Raw genomic sequence first — 19,417 nt, forward strand, 5'->3', positions numbered from 1 at the left:
TTGCTGACGGGGCGGATTGTTTCGTCGTCATGGTGCGACCTTCACGACCGATGGCGGTTGAGCGGTGGCAAGGGCTGCGGCATGGGACTCCAACCATGGTTCGAGCCATGCCGTATGGAAGCGTCCGGCCTTGACGTCGGCGTCGCGCGCCAGCGCCTGATGCAGGGGCTTTGTCGTGAAAATGCCCTCGACGCTGAGCTCGGCCAGCGCGCGCTCGAGCCGCCTGATGGCGCTCGGCCGGTCCTTGTCGTGCACGATCAGCTTGCCGAGCAGGCTGTCGTAGAACGGCGGCACGGTGTAGCCCTGATAGAGCATGCTGTCGAAGCGCACACCGTCGCCGCCGGGTACGCTGAGTGCGTTCACCGTGCCGGGATTGGGCAGGAAATTCCTGGCGGGATCCTCGGCGTTGATGCGGACCTCGATCGAATGGCCGCCGACGCGCACCTCGTCCTGGCGAATGCGCAAGGGCTCGCCGCCGGCGATCCGGATCATCTCGCGCACGAGGTCGATGCCGGTGACCATTTCGGTGACGGGATGCTCGACCTGGATCCGGGTGTTCATCTCCAGGAAGTAGAATTCACCGGTCCTGTCGTCGTAGAGATATTCGAGCGTCCCGGCGCCGCGGTAATTGACCGCCTTGGCCAGCGCCACGGCCGACGTGCAGAGCTTATCGCGCACGGCCTGGGTGAGCGAGGGCGAGGGAGCCTCTTCCCAGACCTTCTGGCGGCGCCGCTGCAACGAGCATTCGCGCTCGAAGCAATGGATCACGTCGCGTCCATCGCCGAGCACCTGGACCTCGATGTGCCGTGCGCCCTCGATCAGCTTCTCGACATAGAGCCCGCCATCGCCGAAGGCCGCAAGCGCCTCGGCCTGGGCCTGCGGCATCAGATGATGGAATTCCTCGGCGGACCGCGCGATGCGAATGCCGCGTCCGCCGCCGCCGGCGGCGGCCTTGATCATGACAGGGAAGCCGGTTTTCTCGACCAGCGCGAAGGCCGCTTCCGCCGACTCCAGCCGCCCCTCGCTGCCGGGGACGGTCGGCACGCCGGCCGAGGCGGCCGCCTCGCGCGCCGCGACCTTGTCGCCCATCAGCCGGATCGATTGCGCGGTCGGGCCGACGAAGATCAATCCGGCCGCTTCGACGGCGGCCGCGAATTCGGCATTCTCGGCGAGGAAGCCGTAGCCGGGATGGATGGCATCGGCGCCAGTGGCCTGCGCCGCGGCAAGGATCGCCGCCTGGTTGAGATAGGATTTCGACGCCTGCGGCGGACCGATATCGATCGCCTCGTCGGCGAGCCTGACCGCGAGCGAGTCCTTGTCGGCCTTGCTGTAGACCTGGACGGTCGCAATGCCGAGATCGCGCGCGGCGCGGATGATGCGCACCGCGATCTCGCCGCGATTGGCTATGAGGAGCTTCTTGATCGCCATGGCTGGTCGGGCGCTCAAACGTCGATTTCGGCGATCGGCTGGCCGGCCATCACCGCATCCTCATTCTCGGCCAGGAATCGAACGATCGTGCCGGCGGCGCCGGCCTTCACTTCATTGAATGATTTCATCACCTCGATGAGCCCGATCGTGTCGCTCTCCGCGACGACGTCGCCGTCGTTCTTGTAGTCAGGCTTGTCGGGCGCGGGCTTGCGGTAAAAGATGCCCGGGAGCGGCGAGAAGATCTGCTGCGTTGCCATGGTTTCCTCTTGGATCGTTGGTTTCTTGCCGCGCCGGCTCAGCGCGGGGTGAGATAGGGACGAACCGCTTCGCGCACGGCTTCCGCGATGGCGACGGCGTTCGGCGTGTCGGAGTGAATGCAGATCGAATCGGCGCCGACCACGATGTCATTTCCCGCCACCGTGCGCGTCTTGCCCTCGTTCACGGCTCTTGCGCATCGGGTCGCGGCGTCGGCCGGATCCTTCGCTTCGTGCTCGCGCGTGATGATCAGGCTGCCGTCGGCGTTGTAGTCGAGGTCGGCATAGTACTCGGCGACAAAGGCATGACCGCGGCGCTCATAGACCTGCTGGTGCAGCGTTCCCTTCATGCCGAGCAGCGGCACCTTGTAGACGTCAGCGGCGTCAGCCACCGCTTCGGCGATGTCCTCGTTGCGCGACGCCATGCCGTAGAGCGCACCATGCGGCTTGATATGATTGAGCGGCATGCCTTCGGCATCCAGGAACGCCTTGAGGGCGCCGATCTGGTAGAGCAGGCAGTTGGTCAGCTCCTCGCGGCTGATCTTCATCTCCCTGCGGCCAAATCCCTGCAGATCCGGCAGCGAGGGGTGCGCGCCGACCTTGACGCCGAACTCCCTGGCGAGCTGCACCGTCTTGCGCATGTGATTGAAGTCGGAGGCATGAAAGCCGCAGGCGACGTTAGCGACGTCGATATGCGGCATCAACGCCCTGTCGTCGCCCATCTTGTAGAGGCCGTAGGCCTCGCCCATGTCGCAGTTGATCACGACCATCTCCTGATTTCCTTCCAACAGGCTTTGTAGAGAACCGGCGGCGAGGCCGCCCTGCGTACGTGTGGCGCACCCAGGGCGGCGCATTGCCGGGTTACTTGGACACCAGATAGTCGAGCGGGATCTTTTCCGAGATCGTCCACTGGTCGATCACTTTCGGCTTGCCGGCCTCGGTGTCGACGATCAGGTAACGGCCCTGGTTCTGGTGGTGGATGTCCGTGGTGAAGGTGCGCGGCCCGAACAGCGTGGGCTCGTTGTTCATCTTCTCGAGCTCGGCGACGACCGCCGCTGCGTCGGTCGACTTGGCGCGCTCGACCGCCTTGGCCCAGACGTCGATCAGGACATAGCCCGGATAGACGTATTGGCTGGACGGGTCACCGCCGGTGACTTCCTTGTACTTCTTGTTGAACTCGTTGACCTTCACGTTCGGATCGTCGCCATAGACCGAGCCCTGAACCGGAACGTAGAAGTTCGACAGATCCGGAACGGCGTTCATCCAGTAGCTGCCGTCGACGCCCGAGCCGTTGAGGATCATCGACTTGATGCCGGCGGCGCGGATCTGCTTGATGGCGGAGACGGCGCCCGGCATCATCGTGCAGAGCATGATAGCGTCGGGTTCCTTCGGCAGGCTCTTGATCCGCGTGATCTGCGACGCGATCGAGGCGTCGTCGTTCTTGAAGGTGTCGCTGCCGACCAGCTTGGCCTCCTTCAGGCGCGGCAGCATCCAGTCGAAGCCGTCGCAGATGCCCTTGTTGTAGACGGTCCAGCTGTCGAGCAGCCGATAGAAGCTGCGCGCGTTCTTCTTGGTGTACGCCCATTCCGACATGGTCGCGCCCTGCACCGGTGCCAGCACCGAGGCCGAGAACGAGAACGGGCCGACGCCGGGAATTCCGGCCTTGATCGATTCGGCACAGAGGAAGAACGAAACCTTGCCGGCGGCCTGCGCCTGCAGCGCCGCGGGCGCGCCGAAATCGTAGTCGCAGGAGACGATCACAAGGTCTGCGCCCTGGTCGAGCACCGCAAGGCCGGCCTTGGCGCCTTCGGCCTGATCGGTCTTGGTGTCGGCAAACACCGGCTTGAGCTTCTTGCCGAGCAGGCCGCCGGCCTTGTTGATCTCCTCGATCCGGATCAGCGCAGCGTCCTGCGCCGGCTTGTCATAGGCCTGCATGAATCCGGATGCCGCGGTCGCAAAACCAACCACGATCTCGTCGGCCGCCTGGGCCGGCGCGAACCAGAGCGTGGATGCTCCGGCCAGAATGCCGAGTAATGTCGTCAAGCGCATATGCCACTCCTCCAATTTTACAAAACGAGCGTCAGTGCAGTTCCTTCAGTGCGGTCTGGACCGGGCGAGGCAGGCGCCGCTGCAGCGGCCATCGGCGCCAGGAGAACTCCCGGTTGCGGGTCAATCCGGTCGGCAGGTACATCAGGATCACGATGGTGATGATGCCGATCGCGATCTCCTGGACACCGTTCGGCAGGCCGACGGTATGCCCGCCAAGGCTGATGCCCTTCTCGAGATCGCGGAACAGCTCGATCAGCACCGAGATCGCGACCACGCCCGAGACCGCGCCGCTGAGGCTGTACATGCCGCCGACCACCAGCATCGACAGCGTGATGAAGGTGGTCCGCAGATAGAATGCGCCGGGATTGACGATGCTCAGGAAGTGCGCGTACAGCGCGCCGGCGAGCCCGATGATGAAGGCGCTGACGACGAAGGCGATCAGCCGCTCGCGGACGATGTCGATGCCGGAGGCGCTGGCTGCGACCGCCTCGTCACGGGTGGCGCGCAGCGCCAGTCCCGAGCGCGAGATCGAATAGAGATAGGCGATCGCGATCGCCACGGCGCCGCCGATCCATCCGGTCCAGACGTTCATGGTGGGCGGAATGCCGACGATCGAGCCTTGTCCGCCCGTCACCGAATCCCAGTTCGAATAGACGTTGTTGATGACACCGAGCAGGCCGAAGGTCGCGATCGAGGCAGCAATGCCTGACAGGCGCATGATGACGCGGCCGACGATCAGCGCGAACAAGGCGGCAAATATTCCGGAGATCGGCGTCGCCACCCACATCGGCAGCTGCGCATGGAGCAGCCACGCCGGGAGGCCCTTGAGCGTGATCGACTTCATGACCGGCGGAATCGTGAGCCAGGCGGTCATGTAGGCGCCGAGGCACATGAAGCTGATATGGCCGAACGACAGGAGGCCCGAATTGCCGACGAAGACGTAGAGCCCGACCACCACCATGATGTTGATGAACATCTCGACCACGGTGCGGTTGAAGGCCCGGCTGCCGAACTGATAGCTGAGGGCGGCCATGATGAGCAGCGCCACGATCAGCACGATCGGCGTGATGATCGTTTGCCGGATGACGGACGGCCGCTGCGACATCGATCAGACCCTCTGCTTGGCGGATTTCGGTGCAAACAGGCCCTGCGGCCGCACCAGAAGGACGACGATGACGGCGCCGTAGACGAACGCGTCGCGGAACACGCGGGCGTCGTGCGGCAGGGTCGCCTGGAACACGACGCTGGCCGCGCCGATCAGGAAACCGGCGGCAACCGCGCCGGGAATGCTGCCGAGGCCGCCGATCACGGTCGCGATGAACGCGATCAGCATCACGTTGGCGCCCATGCCGATGTCGGCGGTGCCGGAATTGGTAGCCAGGATCAGGCCGATCGCCGCCGCCAGCATGCCGCTGATGGCGAAGGCCAGCAGGATCACGCCGTTGGCGCGGACGCCGAGCATGCGCGCCATGGTGAAATTATCGGCCGCCGCGCGCATCTCGAGCCCGTAGCGCGTGCGCTTCAGGAACAGCACGAGGATCACCAGCACGGCCAGCGTGATGATGATGGTCACGACCTGCAGCATCGGGATGTGGGCGCCGAGGAATTCGACCGGCAGGCCGAGGCTCGGCCACAGCGTGATCGACTTCGGCCGGCTGGAGAACAGCATCAGCAGCAGATGCCGGATGACGAATCCGAGCGCGAAGGACGCGATCATCATCGTCGCCGGATTGGCGTTGCGGAAACGCCGGAAGACGACGATCTCCGACAGGATCGACAGCGCGGCGCCGGTCAGGAGCAGCAGCGGGATCAGGAGAAAGAACGGCAGCTGGCCAGCGAATACCACCGCCGCCGCGTCGATCGAGGGCCACAGCATGGCGAACACGCAGAAGGCGATGAAGTCGCCATGGGCGAAGTTGACCAGCCGCATCACGCCGAAGATCAGGGCGATGCCGAGCGCACCGAGCGCATAGAGGCTGCCGAGGCTCAGCGCGTCGAAGATGATCTGGAGCAGCTCGCGCATTTCAATGATCTCCGAAGCCGAAATAGCTCTGCTTCAGGCGATCGTCCCGGACCATGTCGGCTGCGGGGCCTTCGAGCACGATGCGCCCGCCGCGGATCAGGACCATCCGCCCGCCCGTCATCATGGCGCGTGTCGAACTTTGCTCGACGATCAGGAGCGTGAGCTTGCGCTGTGCCCGCAGCCGCATCAGGATCTCGTAGACCTGGTCGATGATCTTGGGCGCGAGGCCGAGCGACGGCTCGTCGATGGCCATGATGCGGGGCGCGGCCATCAGCGCGCGGCCGATCACCAGCATCTGCTGCTGGCCGCCGGAGAGCATGCCCGCCGGAGTGTGGCGGCGCTCGGCCAGCATCGGGAATTCCTCGTAGACCTGACCGAGGTCGTCGGCGATCTTCCTGCGGTCGGCGCGCATGCCGGTGCCGACCTTCAGGTTCTCCTCGATCGTCAGCGCGCCAAAGACGTTCCGTCCCTCAGGCACCAGCGAAAATCCACGCCGGGCGATATCTTCGGGCGCGGCGCCTGTGATCCCAGCGCCGTCGATCGTGATCGAGCCGGAGGCGGGCGGCACGACGCCCGCGATGGCGTTCAGCAGCGTCGACTTGCCGGCGCCGTTCGGGCCGGTCACGAACAGGATTTCGCCTTCGTCGACCGTCAACGTCACGCCGCGGAGTGCCGTGAGGCGCCCATAGCTGACCGTGATGTCGTCGACGACGAGCGCGGTCATGACGCGACGGCCGCATCGGCTGCGAGCGGTGGCAGCAATTCATCGCGCTGCGTGCCCATATAGGCATGCCGCACCGCGTCGCTGTCGCGGATCTGGGCCGGCGTGCCGACCTCGATGATTTCGCCGGAATCGAGCACGAATATCCGTTCGCAGAGCTCGAGCACGAGGCCGATATTGTGCTCGATCAGCAGCACGCCGACATTGAGCTCGCTCGCGATCCGGCGAATGATCGCGGCAAGCTCGTGGCTCTCATGCTCCGACATGCCGGCCGCCGGCTCGTCGAGCAGCAGATAGCGCGGCGTGCACATGATGGCGCGGCCGATCGCGACACGGCGCTCGTCCGTATAGGGCAGCGCGCCGGCGATGGTGTTGGCAAGATGCGAAATGCCGAGCCAGGCCATCACCCGTTCGGCCTCGCTGATCGCGTCGGGCCGGCTTTGGCCGAGGCCGACGCCCGTCACTTCCAGGTTGTCCATGACGGGCAGGTCGCGGAAAAGGCGGCCTGACTGGAAGGTCCGCGCCACGCCTTTGCGTCGCAGCATGTGCGCTGCAATGCCGTTGAGCGTTTCGCCTTCCAGCTCCACGGTGCCGGCGCCGACCGGCTGGAAGCCGGTCAACACATTAATAAGGGTGGTTTTGCCGGCACCATTGGGGCCAATCAGTCCGACGATACGCCCGCGCGGCACGGCCAGTGTAACGTCGGACAGCGCTTTCAGGCCTTCGAATTGGACGCTGACCCCGCGCGCGACCAATTCCAAACCAGCGGACATCATCCCAACGCCTTCTCACCCAGAACCGACGGATTGATTTTTCCGTTCCGTCGCGGGATTGTAAAATTCGAAATATCGTTCGCTGATATCGGAAATTTTTATGTCTCTGACGTTCCGTCAGGTCCGGCATTTCATCGCGACGGCAGAGAGCGGACGCGTGTCCGCGGCTGCGGCGGCTTTGAACGTGACGCAGTCGGCGGTCACCTCGTCGATCAAGGCGCTCGAGGCCGAGCTCGGCCGCAAATTGTTCGACCGCCATTCCAACGGCGTGACGCTGACCTTCGACGGCCACGAATTCCTGCAGCGCGCCCGCGCGATCGAGGCGAGCGTGTCGGATGCGACACGGGGCCCGCATCGCTGGGGAACGCAGGTCGACGGCACCGTCGATGTGGCCGTGAGCTACACCGTTGCCGGATATTTCCTGCCGCCGCTGCTGACGCGGTTCTGGCGAACCTTTCCGGGCATCACGGTCCGGCTGCACGAGTTTCAACGCGATGCGATTGAGCAGAGCCTGATCAGCGGCAGCGTCGATGCGGCGATCATGCTGATCGCGAACCTGCATGACCGGCACTCCATTCGCTCGCGGCTGCTGCTGCGCTCGCCGCGGCGGCTATGGACCTGCGTCAATCATCCGTTGCTGCGCAAGGACAGCATCAAACTGGCGGATCTGGCGAGCGAACCGTATCTGATGCTGACCGTCGATGAGGCCGAACGCTCCGCGATGCGTTACTGGCAGCACACGGCGTACGTCCCCAACGTCATCTTCCGCACCCTGTCGGTGGAAGCGGTGCGCAGCATGGTCGCGACCGGGATGGGCATCACCATCCTGTCGGACATGGTCTACCGTCCCTGGTCGCTCGAGGGACATCGCATCGACCTCAAGACACTTGATGACGACGTCCACACCATGGATGTCGGGCTGGCCTGGAAGGGCAACGCTGCGCTTTCGCCGGCGGCCCGCGCCTTCTGCGAGTTCGTCGCCCATTCCTATCCGGGATCGGAGCCGTTCAAGCCCGACTGACGTCCCGGACGGCAGCATCGAGCGTGCGCACGGCGTGTCCGCAAGACAGGGCGCCATTCCAACTCAGCGATGGAATTGTTCGACCGGATGGTCAATAAAAGGTGGTTCGGATGCGGCCCGCCCGAGGCAGGGCGGCGTTTTGGAACTTTGCCGTCGATTGACAGCTTCTGACGATGGCCGGACGGCGGCCGGTGGAACGGAACGACATGGCCCGATCGCGCGCCAAGGACTACGACGACAAGCGCCTCTCGATGCTGCATCGCGCGGCCGAGCTGTTTGCCGCATCGGGATATGTCGGCACGTCGATGAATACGATCGCGGATGCGTGCGGGGTCTCGAAGGCACTGCTCTATCACTATTACCCCGACAAGGAAGCGATCCTGTTCGATATCCTGTCGTCGCATCTCGAGACGCTGGTGACGGCGGTTCGCAAGGCGAGCGCGTCGGCCGGCGATCCGGTCGAGCGCTTCAGGACGATCGTTGCCACCCTGCTCGAGCTCTACCGGCATGCCGACGCCGAGCATCAGGTCCAGATCGCAAGTCTCAAACTGCTGCCGAAGGACAAGCAGCAGCCGCTGCTTGCGAGCGAGCGCATCCTGGTCGGGATCATGTCGGATGCGCTCGCTGCGGCGGTGCCGGCGGCAAAGCAGAAGCGCGTGCTCAAGCCGCTGACGATGAGCGTCTTCGGCATGCTGAACTGGCACTATATGTGGTTTCGCGAAGGCGGGCCGATGACCCGCGCCGAATACGCCGACTTCGTCGCGCAGCTGGTGCTGGCTGGTGCAGGCGATGCCGCCACCGCCCGGCCGCGCGGCAAGGCAAAGCCCGCCGGCCGAAGCCGGCAGGCGGAGCTACTTTGAAGCAGGCTTAGCTTCACCTCGCCCCGCGTGCGGGGAGAGGTCGGATCGCATGGAGCGAAGCGTAATGTGATCCGGGTGAGGGGGAGTCTCCGCGAGCGCAGCTGTCACCGTCTATGCGGAGGCGGCCCCTCACCCCAACCCTCTCCCCGTAAGAACGGGGAGAGGGAGCGCAGCGGCTATCGCATCGCGTTCATCGTCAGCAGCTCGTAGGTCGCCGCGGTCTCGCCGGTCCCGGTCGTGATCTCGACGTCCCAGCGCACCTCGCCATACTGCTTGTTGCGCGGCGTCTTCTCTTTCGCGGTCAGCCGCACCTGGATCTGTTCGCCCGGCTGCACCGGCTTCACGAAACGCAGCGAGTCGAGGCCGTAATTCGCCAGCACCGGACCATAGTCGGGATCGACGAACAGGCCGGCCGCGAACGACAGCAGCAAATAGCCATGCGCGACGCGGCCCGGGAAGAACGGATGCCCCTTGGTCGCTTCCTCGTCCATGTGGGCGTAGAAGGTGTCGCCGGTGAAATGCGCGAAGTGCTCGATGTCGTCGAGCGTGATCTGACGCGCCTTCGAGACCAGCGTGCGGCCGATCTCCAGATCGTCGTAGTGATAGCGGAACGGGTGCAGGTCACCCTCGAGCATCGGACTGCCCTTGAACCAGCGGCCGGTGACGCCGCTCAGCATGCGAGGTGAGCCCTGCAACGCGGTGCGCTGCATGTAGTGCTGCAGGCTGCGGACGCCGCCCAGTTCCTCGCCGCCGCCGGCGCGACCCGGGCCACCGTGAACCATCTGCGGCATCGGTGAGCCGTGCCCGGTGTGCTCGGTCGCGCAGTCGCGGTCGATGATCGCGACACGGCCGTGGAAGCTGCCGATGCCGAAGGTGAGTTCGGTCGCCGTCGGGATATCGTGGGTGTAGACCGATGCAACCAGGCTGCCGCCGCCGCGATTGGTCAGTGCGACGGCCTGGTCCAGATCGACATAGCCCATCACGGCGCAGACCGGTCCGAACGCCTCGATCTCATGCACCGCGGTTGCGGCGAAAGGCTTCGCGCAATGCAGCAGCAGCGGCGGAACGAAGGCGCCGCGCTTCACATCGGCGTCGACCAGCGTGAAGTTGTCGGGATCGCCGGCCACCAGCTCGGCCTCGGTGCGGAGCTTTGCGACATGAGCAAGCACATCGCTGCGCTGGGCGAGGCCGACCAGCGGCCCCATCCTGACCTTGTCGCTTTCGGGATTGCCGATCACGACCTTTGCCAGGCGGTCGCGCAAGGCGGTGATCACGGCATCGAGCTGTGTTGACGGCGCCAGTGCGCGGCGGATCGCGGTGCATTTCTGCCCGGTCTTGACCGTCATCTCCTTTGCCACTTCCTTGACGAAGAGATCGAACTCCGGGCTTCCCGGCACGGCGTCCGGCGCGAGAATCGCTGCATTCAGTGAGTCGCGCTCGGCGATGAACCGGACAGCTTCGCGCGCAACGACCGGATGCCGTTGCAGCTTCTGCGAGGTATCAGCCGAGCCCGTGAACGACACCACGTCCTGGCAGGTGAGGTGGTCGAACAGATCGCCGGTCGATCCGACGATGAACTGGAGCGCGCCGTCCGGCAGTGCTCCGGATTCGGTGATCATCCGCACCAACTCGTACGCGACATAGGAGGTGACGGTCGCGGGCTTGGTGACGATGGGAACGCCGGCGAGCAGCGCGGGTGCCAGCTTCTCCAGCATGCCCCAGCACGGAAAGTTGAATGCGTTGATATGCACGGCGACGCCGTGCAACGGGGTGACGATGTGCTGGCCGGCGAACGCGCCACCCTTGGAGAGCCCCTCGACATTGCCGTCGAGCAGGTATCTGGTGTTCGGAAGCTCGCGGCGTCCCTTGCTGGCATAGGCGAACAGCGTGCCGATGCCGCCATCGACGTCGATCATGGCGTCGGTGCGGGTTGAGCCCGCATGGAGCGAGAGCTTGTAGAGCCGGTCCTTATGCTGGCCCAGATGGTCAGCCAGCGCCTTCAGCAGGCCTGCACGCTGGTGGAACGACAGCTTGCGGAGGTTCTTGCCGCCGACCGCGCGGCCATAGGCGAGGATCTCGCGCATGTCGAGATCGCTCCTGGTCGCGAGCGCCACCACGTCGCCGGTGACGGCGCTGTGGATCTCGGCGGCCGGTTCGCCCGCGCCGGACCACTTGCCGCGCACGAAGCAGTCGAGCTTCATGATGTTGTCGGACGTCCGAGTGCCGCTGGATTGAGGCTGTGTCATCGAAGTCGAATCCTCTGACTTGTGATCAATGTTGCGTCTCGCCTTGCGGGCGGAACGTTCAATCGGTGTTAGGCTCTTCCAATGAAGCGCGGCGCGCGCTTGTCGAGAAAGGCGGTGACGCCTTCGGCATAGTCCGCCGATCGGCCGGCGCGCCCCTGCAGGTCGCGCTCGAGATCGAGTTGCGCGTCGAGCGTGTTGGTCTCGGAGGCATCGAGCGCCTGCTTGATCAACGCAAGACCGTCGGTCGGCTGCGTCGCGAGCGAGGCGGCGAGGGCGTGGGCCTGCGTCATCAGCTCGGTATCCTCGACCACCTTCCAGATCATGCCCCATGCCTCCGCCCGTTCCGCCGAGATCGGCTCGGCCAGCATGGCCAATGCGCGCGCCCGCGCTCCGCCGACCAGCCGCGGCAAGAACCAGGTGCCGCCGGAATCCGGGACGAGGCCAAGCTTCGCAAAGGCCTGAATGAACTTGGCCGACCGTGCGGCGATCACGATATCGCAGGCAAGGGCGACGTTCGCGCCGGCTCCTGCGGCCACGCCGTTGACGGCGCACACGACCGGCATCGGAATGCTGCGCAGCTTGCGCACCAGCGGGTTGTAGTATTTTTCGATTGGCGCTGCGAGATCGGGCGTCTCGCCCGGCGTGAAGACGCCGTCCGAAAGATCCTGCCCGGCGCAGAACCCGCGTCCCGCTCCGGTCAGGATCAGCGCGCGGCAGGACTTGTCCTGTTCTGCCGCGACCAGCGCGGACATCAATGCGGCGTGCAGATCGGCGCTGAACGAATTCAGGCGGTCGGGTCTGTTGAGCGTCAGGACGCGATATCCGGCGCGGATATCGGTCAACACGAGATCGCTGACCATAATTACCTCCCGTTCTCGGTTTCTGACGACCGAGGTCGCATGACCTGCGATCGGATTACTATTGACCGTCCGGTCAGTCAATTATAAATTATGCCTGCCCCAATGCGGACGGCCGTCTTCGAGCTTATCGGAGCGAGGACGATCTTAGTCCCGGCCGCGAATTCGGGCGCGACAAACCCATCGAGATCGGAGCAATTTCGCGCGCTGCGCCGGACCCGCGTATTTGCGATGCTTATGCGCGGACGCTTGACACTTGTCAGATCGAGGCATCGGCGGAACCCGTGAAAGGTTCACGTTCACAGCCGCGCTGCATGGCCCCCATGCCGCGGTATGCGGCGCCACAAATCAGCCGCATATCAACGGCGACCTCCGCCGCCATGAGGGCGAGCCTATGACAATGCAGTCGGGCGATTTCACAGGGTTTCGATTCTCGACCGCCCATTTCGGCGAACGAGATCGCTTGCCGATCTTTCGCGAGCAGATCGGGCGGATGATCGTCAAGCTCGATCCCGAGCCGCTCGACGACGGCGCGTTTCATGCGGAAGCGAATGTGCGCGAATTGTCCGGGCTCGGCATCGGATCCTGGGCGTGCAGCAATCTCAAGATCGCAAGACCGCGCGAACTGCTCGACGGTACCGACGACCTGGTGCTGACGATCATCACGAGCGGCAACACCCGTGCCTCGCAGCGCGGCCGCGACATCGAACTCAGCCCGGGGCAGGCCGTGCTGCAGTCGAGCGCGGAGGCCGGCAACATGGTTGTCCCGATGTCGCCGAGCCGCTTCGTCGGCCTCAGGCTGCCGCGCAAGGCGCTCGCACCGCTGGTTCGCGATCCCGAAGACATGCTGATCCGTCCGTTGCCGGCGAACACCGAAGCCATGCGCCTGCTCGCGCTCTATATCAGGGAGCTCGACGACAGCTACCAGCTCGCGACCCCCGAGCTGCGTAGCGCCGTCGTCAAGCATCTGGTCGATCTCGGCGCGCTGATCATCGGCGCGAACCGGGATGCCGCGGTTGCCGCCGAAGACGGCGGGCTGGCCGCCGCGCGGCTTGCCGCGGTCAAGGCCGACATCAATGACAATCTCAGCTACGGCGACCTCACTCTGCCCGCGGTGGCTGCCCGGATGAAACTCACGCCGCGCCATATCCAGAGGCTGTTCGAAAGCGCAGGTTCGACCTTCTCGGAGTTCGTGCTCGGTCAGCGCCTGGCGCGTGCGCATCATCTGCTGACCGATCCACGCCACAGCGGCAGCACCATCGGCACGATTGCGTTCGAAGTCGGGTTTGGCGATCTCTCCTACTTCAACCGCACCTTCCGCCGGCATTACGGCGCAACGCCATCGGATATTCGCGCGGCGCCACGAATGCGCTAGCCGACATCGATCTTCGATTCCAACTCATCGCGGCGTGCTCCGCCGCGAAAAACGATCAAGGCAAACAGGGCAGCTCCCACGAACACGATGAGCGAACCGACGACGACGACGGGCTCGTAAGCCGGGCCGCCGATCCGGATGGCCGCAATACCGATCGGAAAGGTGACGGCACCGATCACGGAGAGCCAGGCCTGTATCCTGGCGAGTGGACCGGTGGCCGCGGCAGGAAACGCATGGTAGTAAAGCCCGGCAAGGAACAATGCGACGAATCCGAGCAGATTGAGATGCGCGTGGGCCGGCGCCAGCGTGAAATCCTGGGCCACACCCATACCGATGCCGAGGACAAGCCCGACGAGAAAGAGGACGACGCTGATACGCAAGAGGTTCGATGCGAGCATCACTCCTCCAGTTGGTGAACTCGATGCCATCCCTTGTCCCATGCCCGAAAATCCCTAAGCCGCATGTCCTTGGCAACTTGCCGGCCGACCCTTAGGCGTCTCGGAAGCGCGACGCATGGACTGATGCGACATGCATTTGGACGGAGACGACATCGTGCACAATCGAGCCGGGCGTTGCGGAGCCGCCACAAATCAGCCGCAGACCGCGAGCGCCGTGCCGCGGCACCAAGAGAGCCGATGATGCCAAACGCGCCGGATGTCTCGGATTTTCGCTACTCGACCGCGGATTGGGCGGAGCGCGAGCGATTGACAAATTTTCGCGAACGGATCGGGCGCATGATGGTGAAGCTCGATCCGGCGCCACTGATCAACAGCCCTTACTATAGCGATGCCAGAGTGCTTGCGCTGCACGGGCTCGGGATCGGATTCTGGACGTTCGCCAACCTGCGGGTCGAGCGAACGCGCGAACTGCTCGATGGCTGTGACGATCTGTTGCTGGTGATTGGCGCCAGTGGCAGTCGGCTGGTGTCGCACCGCGGTCGGGAGCTGACAATCGGCGCCGGTGAGGCAATTCTGATGGCGACCGCAGAGACGGCGACGATGACCTACCCGTCGCCATCACGCCTCATCAGTCTGCGACTGCCGCGCAAGGCGCTGATACCATTGGTGCCCAATCCCGAGGACGCGCTGATGCGTCCGCTGCCGCCCTCAAGCGACGCGTTGCGATTGCTGACCCACTATGTCCGGGATATCGACGATCTTTATCGATCGGCGAGCGCGGAGCTGCAACATCTCGTCGTCAGCCATGTGATCGACCTTGCGGCGCTGGTGATCGGCGCGTCCGGGGACGGGGAAGTGGTTGCAGAAGGGCGCGGCCTTGCTGCTGCGCGGCTGGCCGCGGTCAAGGCTGACGTCGGCGAGAGGATAGGGGAATACAGCCTCAGCCTGACTGCTGTGGCGAGGCGCCAGAAGATCACGCCACGCCAAATTCAGCGGCTGTTTGCCGACGAAGGGACGACATTTTCGGAATTTGTGCTCGACCGGCGGCTGGTGCGCGCACACAGCTTGCTGAGCGATCCGCGCAGCAGTGGCCGCAGCATCAGCACCATTGCGTTTGAGGCAGGGTTCGGCGACTTGTCCTACTTTAACCGCACGTTTCGACAGCGCTACGGTGCAACGCCGTCGGACATTCGCACCGCGCCGCGCCGCATCTGACGGAACGCGCGCCTTAGGGCTACGGCCGCTGTCTACGGCTCGCCGCAGCCCGGCACCCGCCGGATCTGTTCGATCAATCGCTGATAACGCTCCGCGGACAGCGGGCTCTCATTCGCGCACATCAGCATGGCGACGCATGCCGCCTTTGGTTCGGACGGCCAGGCGATGCTGCCGTCGATCGCGCCGTCGCATTTGCGGTAGGCGTTTTTCGCGTCCCAACGGATCGCGACTTCGGATGCGGGCGTCGAAGCGGCCATCACGATCAGTGCTGCTCCGATCAACAGGAGCGATCGGGATATCCGCCGATATGATCCACGCATGCCGCTTGTCCATCCTTATGAAGGTCGTCGACGATACAGGAGCGTCCGAGGCGGGCGATCATTAACGGGCGGCCGGCCTGCATACAACGTTGCCGTCGGACGACCATGCGACAGGCGGAGACAAACTCGATTCAAGTCGTGGACCGATGTCGCATATGTCCAAATCAGTGTCGCATCGGTCCGTGCCGCACATCCGCGAAGCACATAAAAGGTAGCTTCCGTCTGATCGCGACAGGAAGAGTACTTGCCATTCAATATCGTTCGCAGCGACGGCGCGCGTGCGCGTGCATCGATACTGGATTCGGAGAAAGATCACGACGCAGCGAACCGGTTCGGCTTTGCGCGCACTCATTTAGGTAGGATTGCGCTCATGTCGGTTTCGTTCATTCGATCAGCATCAGTGATGTTCTGCCTTCTGGCGGGAATAGCGCCGATCGCCACCGAGGCCGCGGGTGCGAAACCTGTGCTCAGGATCGAAAACGGGTTCCAACAGACCGTCGCGGTCTCAGCCGGGAGCGAACTCTCGTTTGGACCGCCGCGGCAATCGCCGATCCGGCCTGGTGGCACCAGCGCCGGAGAAATCACGATCTCGCTTGCGGCCGGCGCTGCCGCCGGTATTGCCAAGCTGCATGTTTTCGAGCGCAGTGCTGTCCCGATCGGATTCATGGTGACGGCCTGGCAGGGCCGGAAATCGATCGCTGTCGTAAAGCTTTGCGGTCATCTCGAGATGGACAGTTGGGTCGTGCTGCCGATCGAGACGACGCACGTCGACGTCTCCGATTTCTTCCCGGTCAAGGACGGATGCGACTGACTGCCGCGAGTTTGCTCCTCCAATCAAGAGAGAAGGGAATGACCATGCCACCGATAGCCAAAGGGGCTTTTCTAGTCCTGCTTGCCATGCTGATGCCCTGGTGCGCGCGGGCGAACGACACGTCCGCCGCGCTCGAAACGGGCGGACTTCGGTTCAAGCACGACCCTGATATCGTGATGCGCTCCGAGGACCTGTTCATCTCCGAGAAGCAGATCCGGATCGTCTACCGATTCCTCAACACCTCGGCCGCGGACAAGACGATCATGATCGCGTTTCCGATGCCCGATATCGCCGGCAAGGAGAGCGACGAGAATATTGGCCTGCCGACCGACGATCCCGAAAACATCTTCGATTTCCACGTCACGGTCGACGGCAAGGCGGCCTCGCCACATCTCGAACAGACGGCGCTCGCGAACGAGGCGGATCAGACGGCGCTGCTGCGCAAGCTCGGCATTCCGCTGATGCCGATCAGGGGCCCCGCCGGCGAGCTGCTCGACAAACTTCCGAAATCGAACTGGCCCGAGCTCGTCAAGCTCGGTGTCGGCGCGATCGAGACCTACGGCTCGGGTGGTCCGATGCAGGATCATCTGGTGCCGACCTGGACGTTGCGCTCGGCCTATACCTGGACGCAGACCTTCCCTGCCGGCCGGCAAATCACATTCGAGCAGACCTATCGTCCGAGCGTTGGCGGCTCCGTGCAGACCATCATCGGTGCCGATAACTGGCGCAGCAATCCCGAAGCGCCGGCGTTTCTCGCGTCATACTGCATCGACGACGACCTGATCCGCAGCCTTGAGCGGGCGCGTGCGACGAGGCGCGCTCCCTATCCCCCGTTCAGCGAACGGTCGATTGCCTATGTGCTCTCGACCGGCGCCAATTGGGCGGCGCCGATCGGTGACTTTCACCTCACCGTCGACAAGGGCGAGCCCAACAATTTTGTCAGCTTCTGCGCCGAAGGCGTCAAGAAGACCGGACCGACCCGCTTCGAAGTCCGGCACACGAACTTCACGCCGTCGCGAGATCTGAAGATTGTCATCTTCGTGCCGAATCCGAATTAGCGCAGGCGAGCAGCACGCAATGAAGGCGAACAATGTCGTGTGATGTCGCATGCGTCCCAATCGCTGTCGCATCTGTCCGAGCCTCGCATCGCCGAGGCGCTTAAAAGGCGGCCCCCGCGGATTACCTTGCGCGGGGGATTCAGCGATGCAGCGAGGCAGCCATGACTGACACCATCCGATCATCCTTCGTCGATGCCGCCGCGGCGCTCGCGCCGCTGGTTCAGGCATCCGCACAGGAGAGTGAGCGATCGCGGCGGCTAGCCGTTCCGCTGGTCGAGGCGATGGCGCAGGCAGGCCTCTTCCGGCTCTGGATTCCGCGCGCCATCGGCGGCGAGGAGGCCGACCCGATGACCCTCGTTCGGGTGGTCGAGGAGATCTCGCGCGCCGATGGTGCCGCAGGCTGGTGCATGGCCATCGGCGGCATCTATGGCGTGTTCGGCGGCTATCTTGGGAAGGATGCCGCGCGCGAGATCTACGGTAGCGACCCGCTGGTTCGCACCGCGGGAGCCTTGCGGCCGTTCGGCACAGCTGGGGTCGTCGAGGGCGGCTATCGCGTCACGGGCCGCTGGCCGCTCGGAAGCGGCTGTCAGCACTCCGGCTGGATGATCGGCAATTGCCGGATCGTCGACGGGGATCAGCCGCGCTTGCACCCTGATGGCACTCCCCTGATGCGCTTCATGCTGTTTCCGACCGCGCAATGCGAGATCCTCGATACCTGGCACAGCATCGGGCTGCGCGGCACCGGCAGCCATGACTATGCGATCGCGGATGCCTTCGTGCCGTCCGCGCGGTCGCTCTCGTTTCGCGAACCGCCGGTGGAGCAGGGGCCGCTCTATGCGTTTCCGACCATCGCGTTGTTCGGGGCGGCGCTTGCGGCCGTGCCGCTCGGCATCGCCCGCCACGCCATCGACATCCTGGTCGGGCTCGTCGGACGAAAGATCGCGTCGCGCTCGCGCAAGCTGCTCCGCGAGGATTCGCTGGTGCAGGCTGATCTCGGACGCGCCGAGGCCTTGCTGGGCTCGGGACGGGCTTTCCTCTACGAGACGCTGGGAGAAGCGTGGCAGGCGGTCAGTGCCGGCAAGGCACTCAGCGTTGCCGAGCGCGCCAAGCTGTGGCTGGCATCGACCCACGCGGCGAACGCGGCCAAGCAGGCGACCGAGCTGATGTTCGGTGCCGGCGGCTCGGCGTCCGTCGACGTGAGTTGTGGGCTCGAGCGTTGCGTGCGCGATGTCCATGCCGCAGTCCAGCACCTCGCTTTGGCGCCGGCCAACTATCAGATGGCCGGTGAGGCGTATCTCGGCGCGGACATGCGGTCGACGCCCCTGCTGTTCTCGGATGACCGCGATGAAGCGCGTTCCCTGTCCCCCGTGCAGTGAACGGCCGAATGCCTGCGGGCTCGAGACGGTCATGAAGCCGGCGCTCTGCCTGCTTCTCTGGGCTGGCGCGTTGATCGGCGCCGCATCGGCACAGTCCACTGATCCGCATCGTCCGACGGTGCTCGGCGTCGGTATCAATCGCGCCAACATCACAAATGATGTCCGCGGCCATTACTACACGTTCATGGCGGGTCCGGGCCATGTCGATGTCGAGCTCGCCTTCAAGGAGATGGGCGTGTTCGGCCGTCCGCTGCCGCAGCATCTCAACTTCGACTTCTGGAACGCGGACGGCGTTCGGCTGTCCCACATCGAATTGCTGTCTCAGGGCACCATCGCCCACCGGCACACCGATGCCGATCTGCCGGCGCGACAACGCATTAATCTGGCTGTCTCGACTCAATGGGGCGCGATCAAGATCGGCGGCTACTACGAGATCGAGTTGAAGGGCGCTGTCGAGCCTACCGCACCGGTCGGGGCCGGCGTCAAGCCGGAACAGTCCGAGCCGCTGGTGCGGCCGTGATGTGCTGTCACGCACACGAGATGGATGGCTTCTTGTGCGATTTGAGCACCAATGCACGGCAACGTGTTTCACATTGTTGCCCGTTGTCGCATATGTCCAATCCCCCGTCGCC

20 protein-coding genes are annotated in these 19,417 nt (G+C 64.4%); 8 read left to right on the forward strand and 12 right to left on the reverse strand.

Annotated elements, in window-relative coordinates:
- Positions 1-27: 27 nt before the first annotated feature.
- From QMZ05_RS14400 to QMZ05_RS14435, 8 genes are all read right to left on the reverse strand, one after another.
- A complete protein-coding gene (locus QMZ05_RS14400; RefSeq protein ID WP_353701351.1) occupies positions 28-1,428 on the reverse strand; it encodes an acetyl-CoA carboxylase biotin carboxylase subunit in 1,401 nt (466 codons plus the stop codon).
- 14 nt (positions 1,429-1,442) lie between these two features.
- Entirely contained in the window at positions 1,443-1,685 is a 243-nt protein-coding gene (locus QMZ05_RS14405) for an acetyl-CoA carboxylase (RefSeq protein WP_353701352.1), read from the reverse strand.
- Positions 1,686-1,723: 38 nt separating this feature from the next.
- Positions 1,724-2,452: a LamB/YcsF family protein gene (locus QMZ05_RS14410; protein ID WP_146987356.1), complete on the reverse strand. Its 729-nt coding sequence runs from the start codon at positions 2,450-2,452 to the stop codon at positions 1,724-1,726.
- A 91-nt stretch (positions 2,453-2,543) separates the two neighbouring features.
- A complete protein-coding gene (locus QMZ05_RS14415; RefSeq protein ID WP_353701353.1) occupies positions 2,544-3,731 on the reverse strand; it encodes an ABC transporter substrate-binding protein in 1,188 nt (395 codons plus the stop codon).
- A gap of 31 nt (positions 3,732-3,762) precedes the next feature.
- Positions 3,763-4,836, reverse strand: a complete 1,074-nt coding sequence (locus QMZ05_RS14420; protein ID WP_353701354.1) for a branched-chain amino acid ABC transporter permease — start codon at positions 4,834-4,836, stop codon at positions 3,763-3,765.
- A 3-nt stretch (positions 4,837-4,839) separates the two neighbouring features.
- A complete protein-coding gene (locus QMZ05_RS14425) occupies positions 4,840-5,754 on the reverse strand; it encodes a branched-chain amino acid ABC transporter permease (RefSeq protein ID WP_353701355.1) in 915 nt (304 codons plus the stop codon).
- Position 5,755: 1 nt separating this feature from the next.
- Positions 5,756-6,478, reverse strand: a complete 723-nt coding sequence (locus tag QMZ05_RS14430; protein ID WP_353701356.1) for an ABC transporter ATP-binding protein — start codon at positions 6,476-6,478, stop codon at positions 5,756-5,758.
- Positions 6,475-7,248 (reverse strand): ABC transporter ATP-binding protein, encoded by a 774-nt coding sequence (locus QMZ05_RS14435; protein ID WP_353701357.1) that lies wholly within the window; start codon positions 7,246-7,248, stop codon positions 6,475-6,477. Before QMZ05_RS14435 ends, QMZ05_RS14430 begins: the two co-directional genes overlap by 4 nt.
- Positions 7,249-7,348: 100 nt before the next feature.
- On the opposite strand from QMZ05_RS14435, the gene QMZ05_RS14440 reads away from it, so the two are divergent.
- Both QMZ05_RS14440 and QMZ05_RS14445 read left to right on the forward strand, forming a co-directional pair.
- A complete protein-coding gene (locus tag QMZ05_RS14440) occupies positions 7,349-8,269 on the forward strand; it encodes a LysR substrate-binding domain-containing protein (protein WP_353701358.1) in 921 nt (306 codons plus the stop codon).
- A gap of 206 nt (positions 8,270-8,475) precedes the next feature.
- Positions 8,476-9,129 carry a TetR/AcrR family transcriptional regulator gene (locus tag QMZ05_RS14445; protein ID WP_353701359.1) on the forward strand — a complete coding sequence of 218 codons (654 nt, stop codon included), beginning with the start codon at positions 8,476-8,478 and terminating at the stop codon, positions 9,127-9,129.
- A gap of 176 nt (positions 9,130-9,305) precedes the next feature.
- Here QMZ05_RS14445 and paaZ read toward each other — a convergent pair whose 3' ends face one another.
- Positions 9,306-11,330: a phenylacetic acid degradation bifunctional protein PaaZ gene (gene paaZ / locus QMZ05_RS14450; protein WP_353701408.1), complete on the reverse strand. Its 2,025-nt coding sequence runs from the start codon at positions 11,328-11,330 to the stop codon at positions 9,306-9,308.
- 113 nt (positions 11,331-11,443) lie between these two features.
- Complete coding sequence (paaG, locus tag QMZ05_RS14455) at positions 11,444-12,235, reverse strand: 2-(1,2-epoxy-1,2-dihydrophenyl)acetyl-CoA isomerase PaaG (protein WP_353701360.1); 792 nt, start codon at positions 12,233-12,235, stop codon at positions 11,444-11,446.
- 460 nt (positions 12,236-12,695) lie between these two features.
- Here paaG and QMZ05_RS14460 point away from each other — a divergent pair, with 460 nt between their 5' ends.
- A complete protein-coding gene (locus QMZ05_RS14460; RefSeq protein WP_353701361.1) occupies positions 12,696-13,607 on the forward strand; it encodes an AraC family transcriptional regulator in 912 nt (303 codons plus the stop codon).
- Here the strand turns inward: QMZ05_RS14460 and QMZ05_RS14465 are convergent.
- Complete coding sequence (locus tag QMZ05_RS14465) at positions 13,604-14,005, reverse strand: hypothetical protein (protein WP_353701362.1); 402 nt, start codon at positions 14,003-14,005, stop codon at positions 13,604-13,606. The genes QMZ05_RS14460 and QMZ05_RS14465 overlap by 4 nt on opposite strands.
- A 240-nt stretch (positions 14,006-14,245) precedes the next feature.
- Between QMZ05_RS14465 and QMZ05_RS14470 the strand changes: the two genes are divergently transcribed.
- Positions 14,246-15,220 (forward strand): AraC family transcriptional regulator, encoded by a 975-nt coding sequence (locus QMZ05_RS14470; RefSeq protein WP_353701363.1) that lies wholly within the window; start codon positions 14,246-14,248, stop codon positions 15,218-15,220.
- A gap of 32 nt (positions 15,221-15,252) precedes the next feature.
- Here the strand turns inward: QMZ05_RS14470 and QMZ05_RS14475 are convergent, their stop codons facing one another.
- Entirely contained in the window at positions 15,253-15,477 is a 225-nt protein-coding gene (locus QMZ05_RS14475; RefSeq protein ID WP_353701364.1) for a hypothetical protein, read from the reverse strand.
- 433 nt (positions 15,478-15,910) lie between these two features.
- Here QMZ05_RS14475 and QMZ05_RS14480 point away from each other — a divergent pair, with 433 nt between their 5' ends.
- From QMZ05_RS14480 to QMZ05_RS14495, 4 genes are all read left to right on the forward strand, one after another.
- Positions 15,911-16,351: a hypothetical protein gene (locus QMZ05_RS14480; RefSeq protein WP_353701365.1), complete on the forward strand. Its 441-nt coding sequence runs from the start codon at positions 15,911-15,913 to the stop codon at positions 16,349-16,351.
- A 38-nt stretch (positions 16,352-16,389) separates the two neighbouring features.
- Complete coding sequence (locus QMZ05_RS14485; RefSeq protein WP_353701366.1) at positions 16,390-17,409, forward strand: DUF4424 domain-containing protein; 1,020 nt, start codon at positions 16,390-16,392, stop codon at positions 17,407-17,409.
- Between the two features lie 161 nt (positions 17,410-17,570).
- Complete coding sequence (locus QMZ05_RS14490) at positions 17,571-18,785, forward strand: acyl-CoA dehydrogenase family protein (protein ID WP_353701367.1); 1,215 nt, start codon at positions 17,571-17,573, stop codon at positions 18,783-18,785.
- A 31-nt stretch (positions 18,786-18,816) separates the two neighbouring features.
- Complete coding sequence (locus QMZ05_RS14495) at positions 18,817-19,305, forward strand: hypothetical protein (RefSeq protein ID WP_353701368.1); 489 nt, start codon at positions 18,817-18,819, stop codon at positions 19,303-19,305.
- The last annotated feature ends 112 nt before the right edge of the window (positions 19,306-19,417 follow it).

Origin of the sequence: Bradyrhizobium sp. INPA03-11B (assembly GCF_040446015.1) — a bacterium.
GTDB lineage: Bacteria > Pseudomonadota > Alphaproteobacteria > Rhizobiales > Xanthobacteraceae > Bradyrhizobium > Bradyrhizobium macuxiense_A.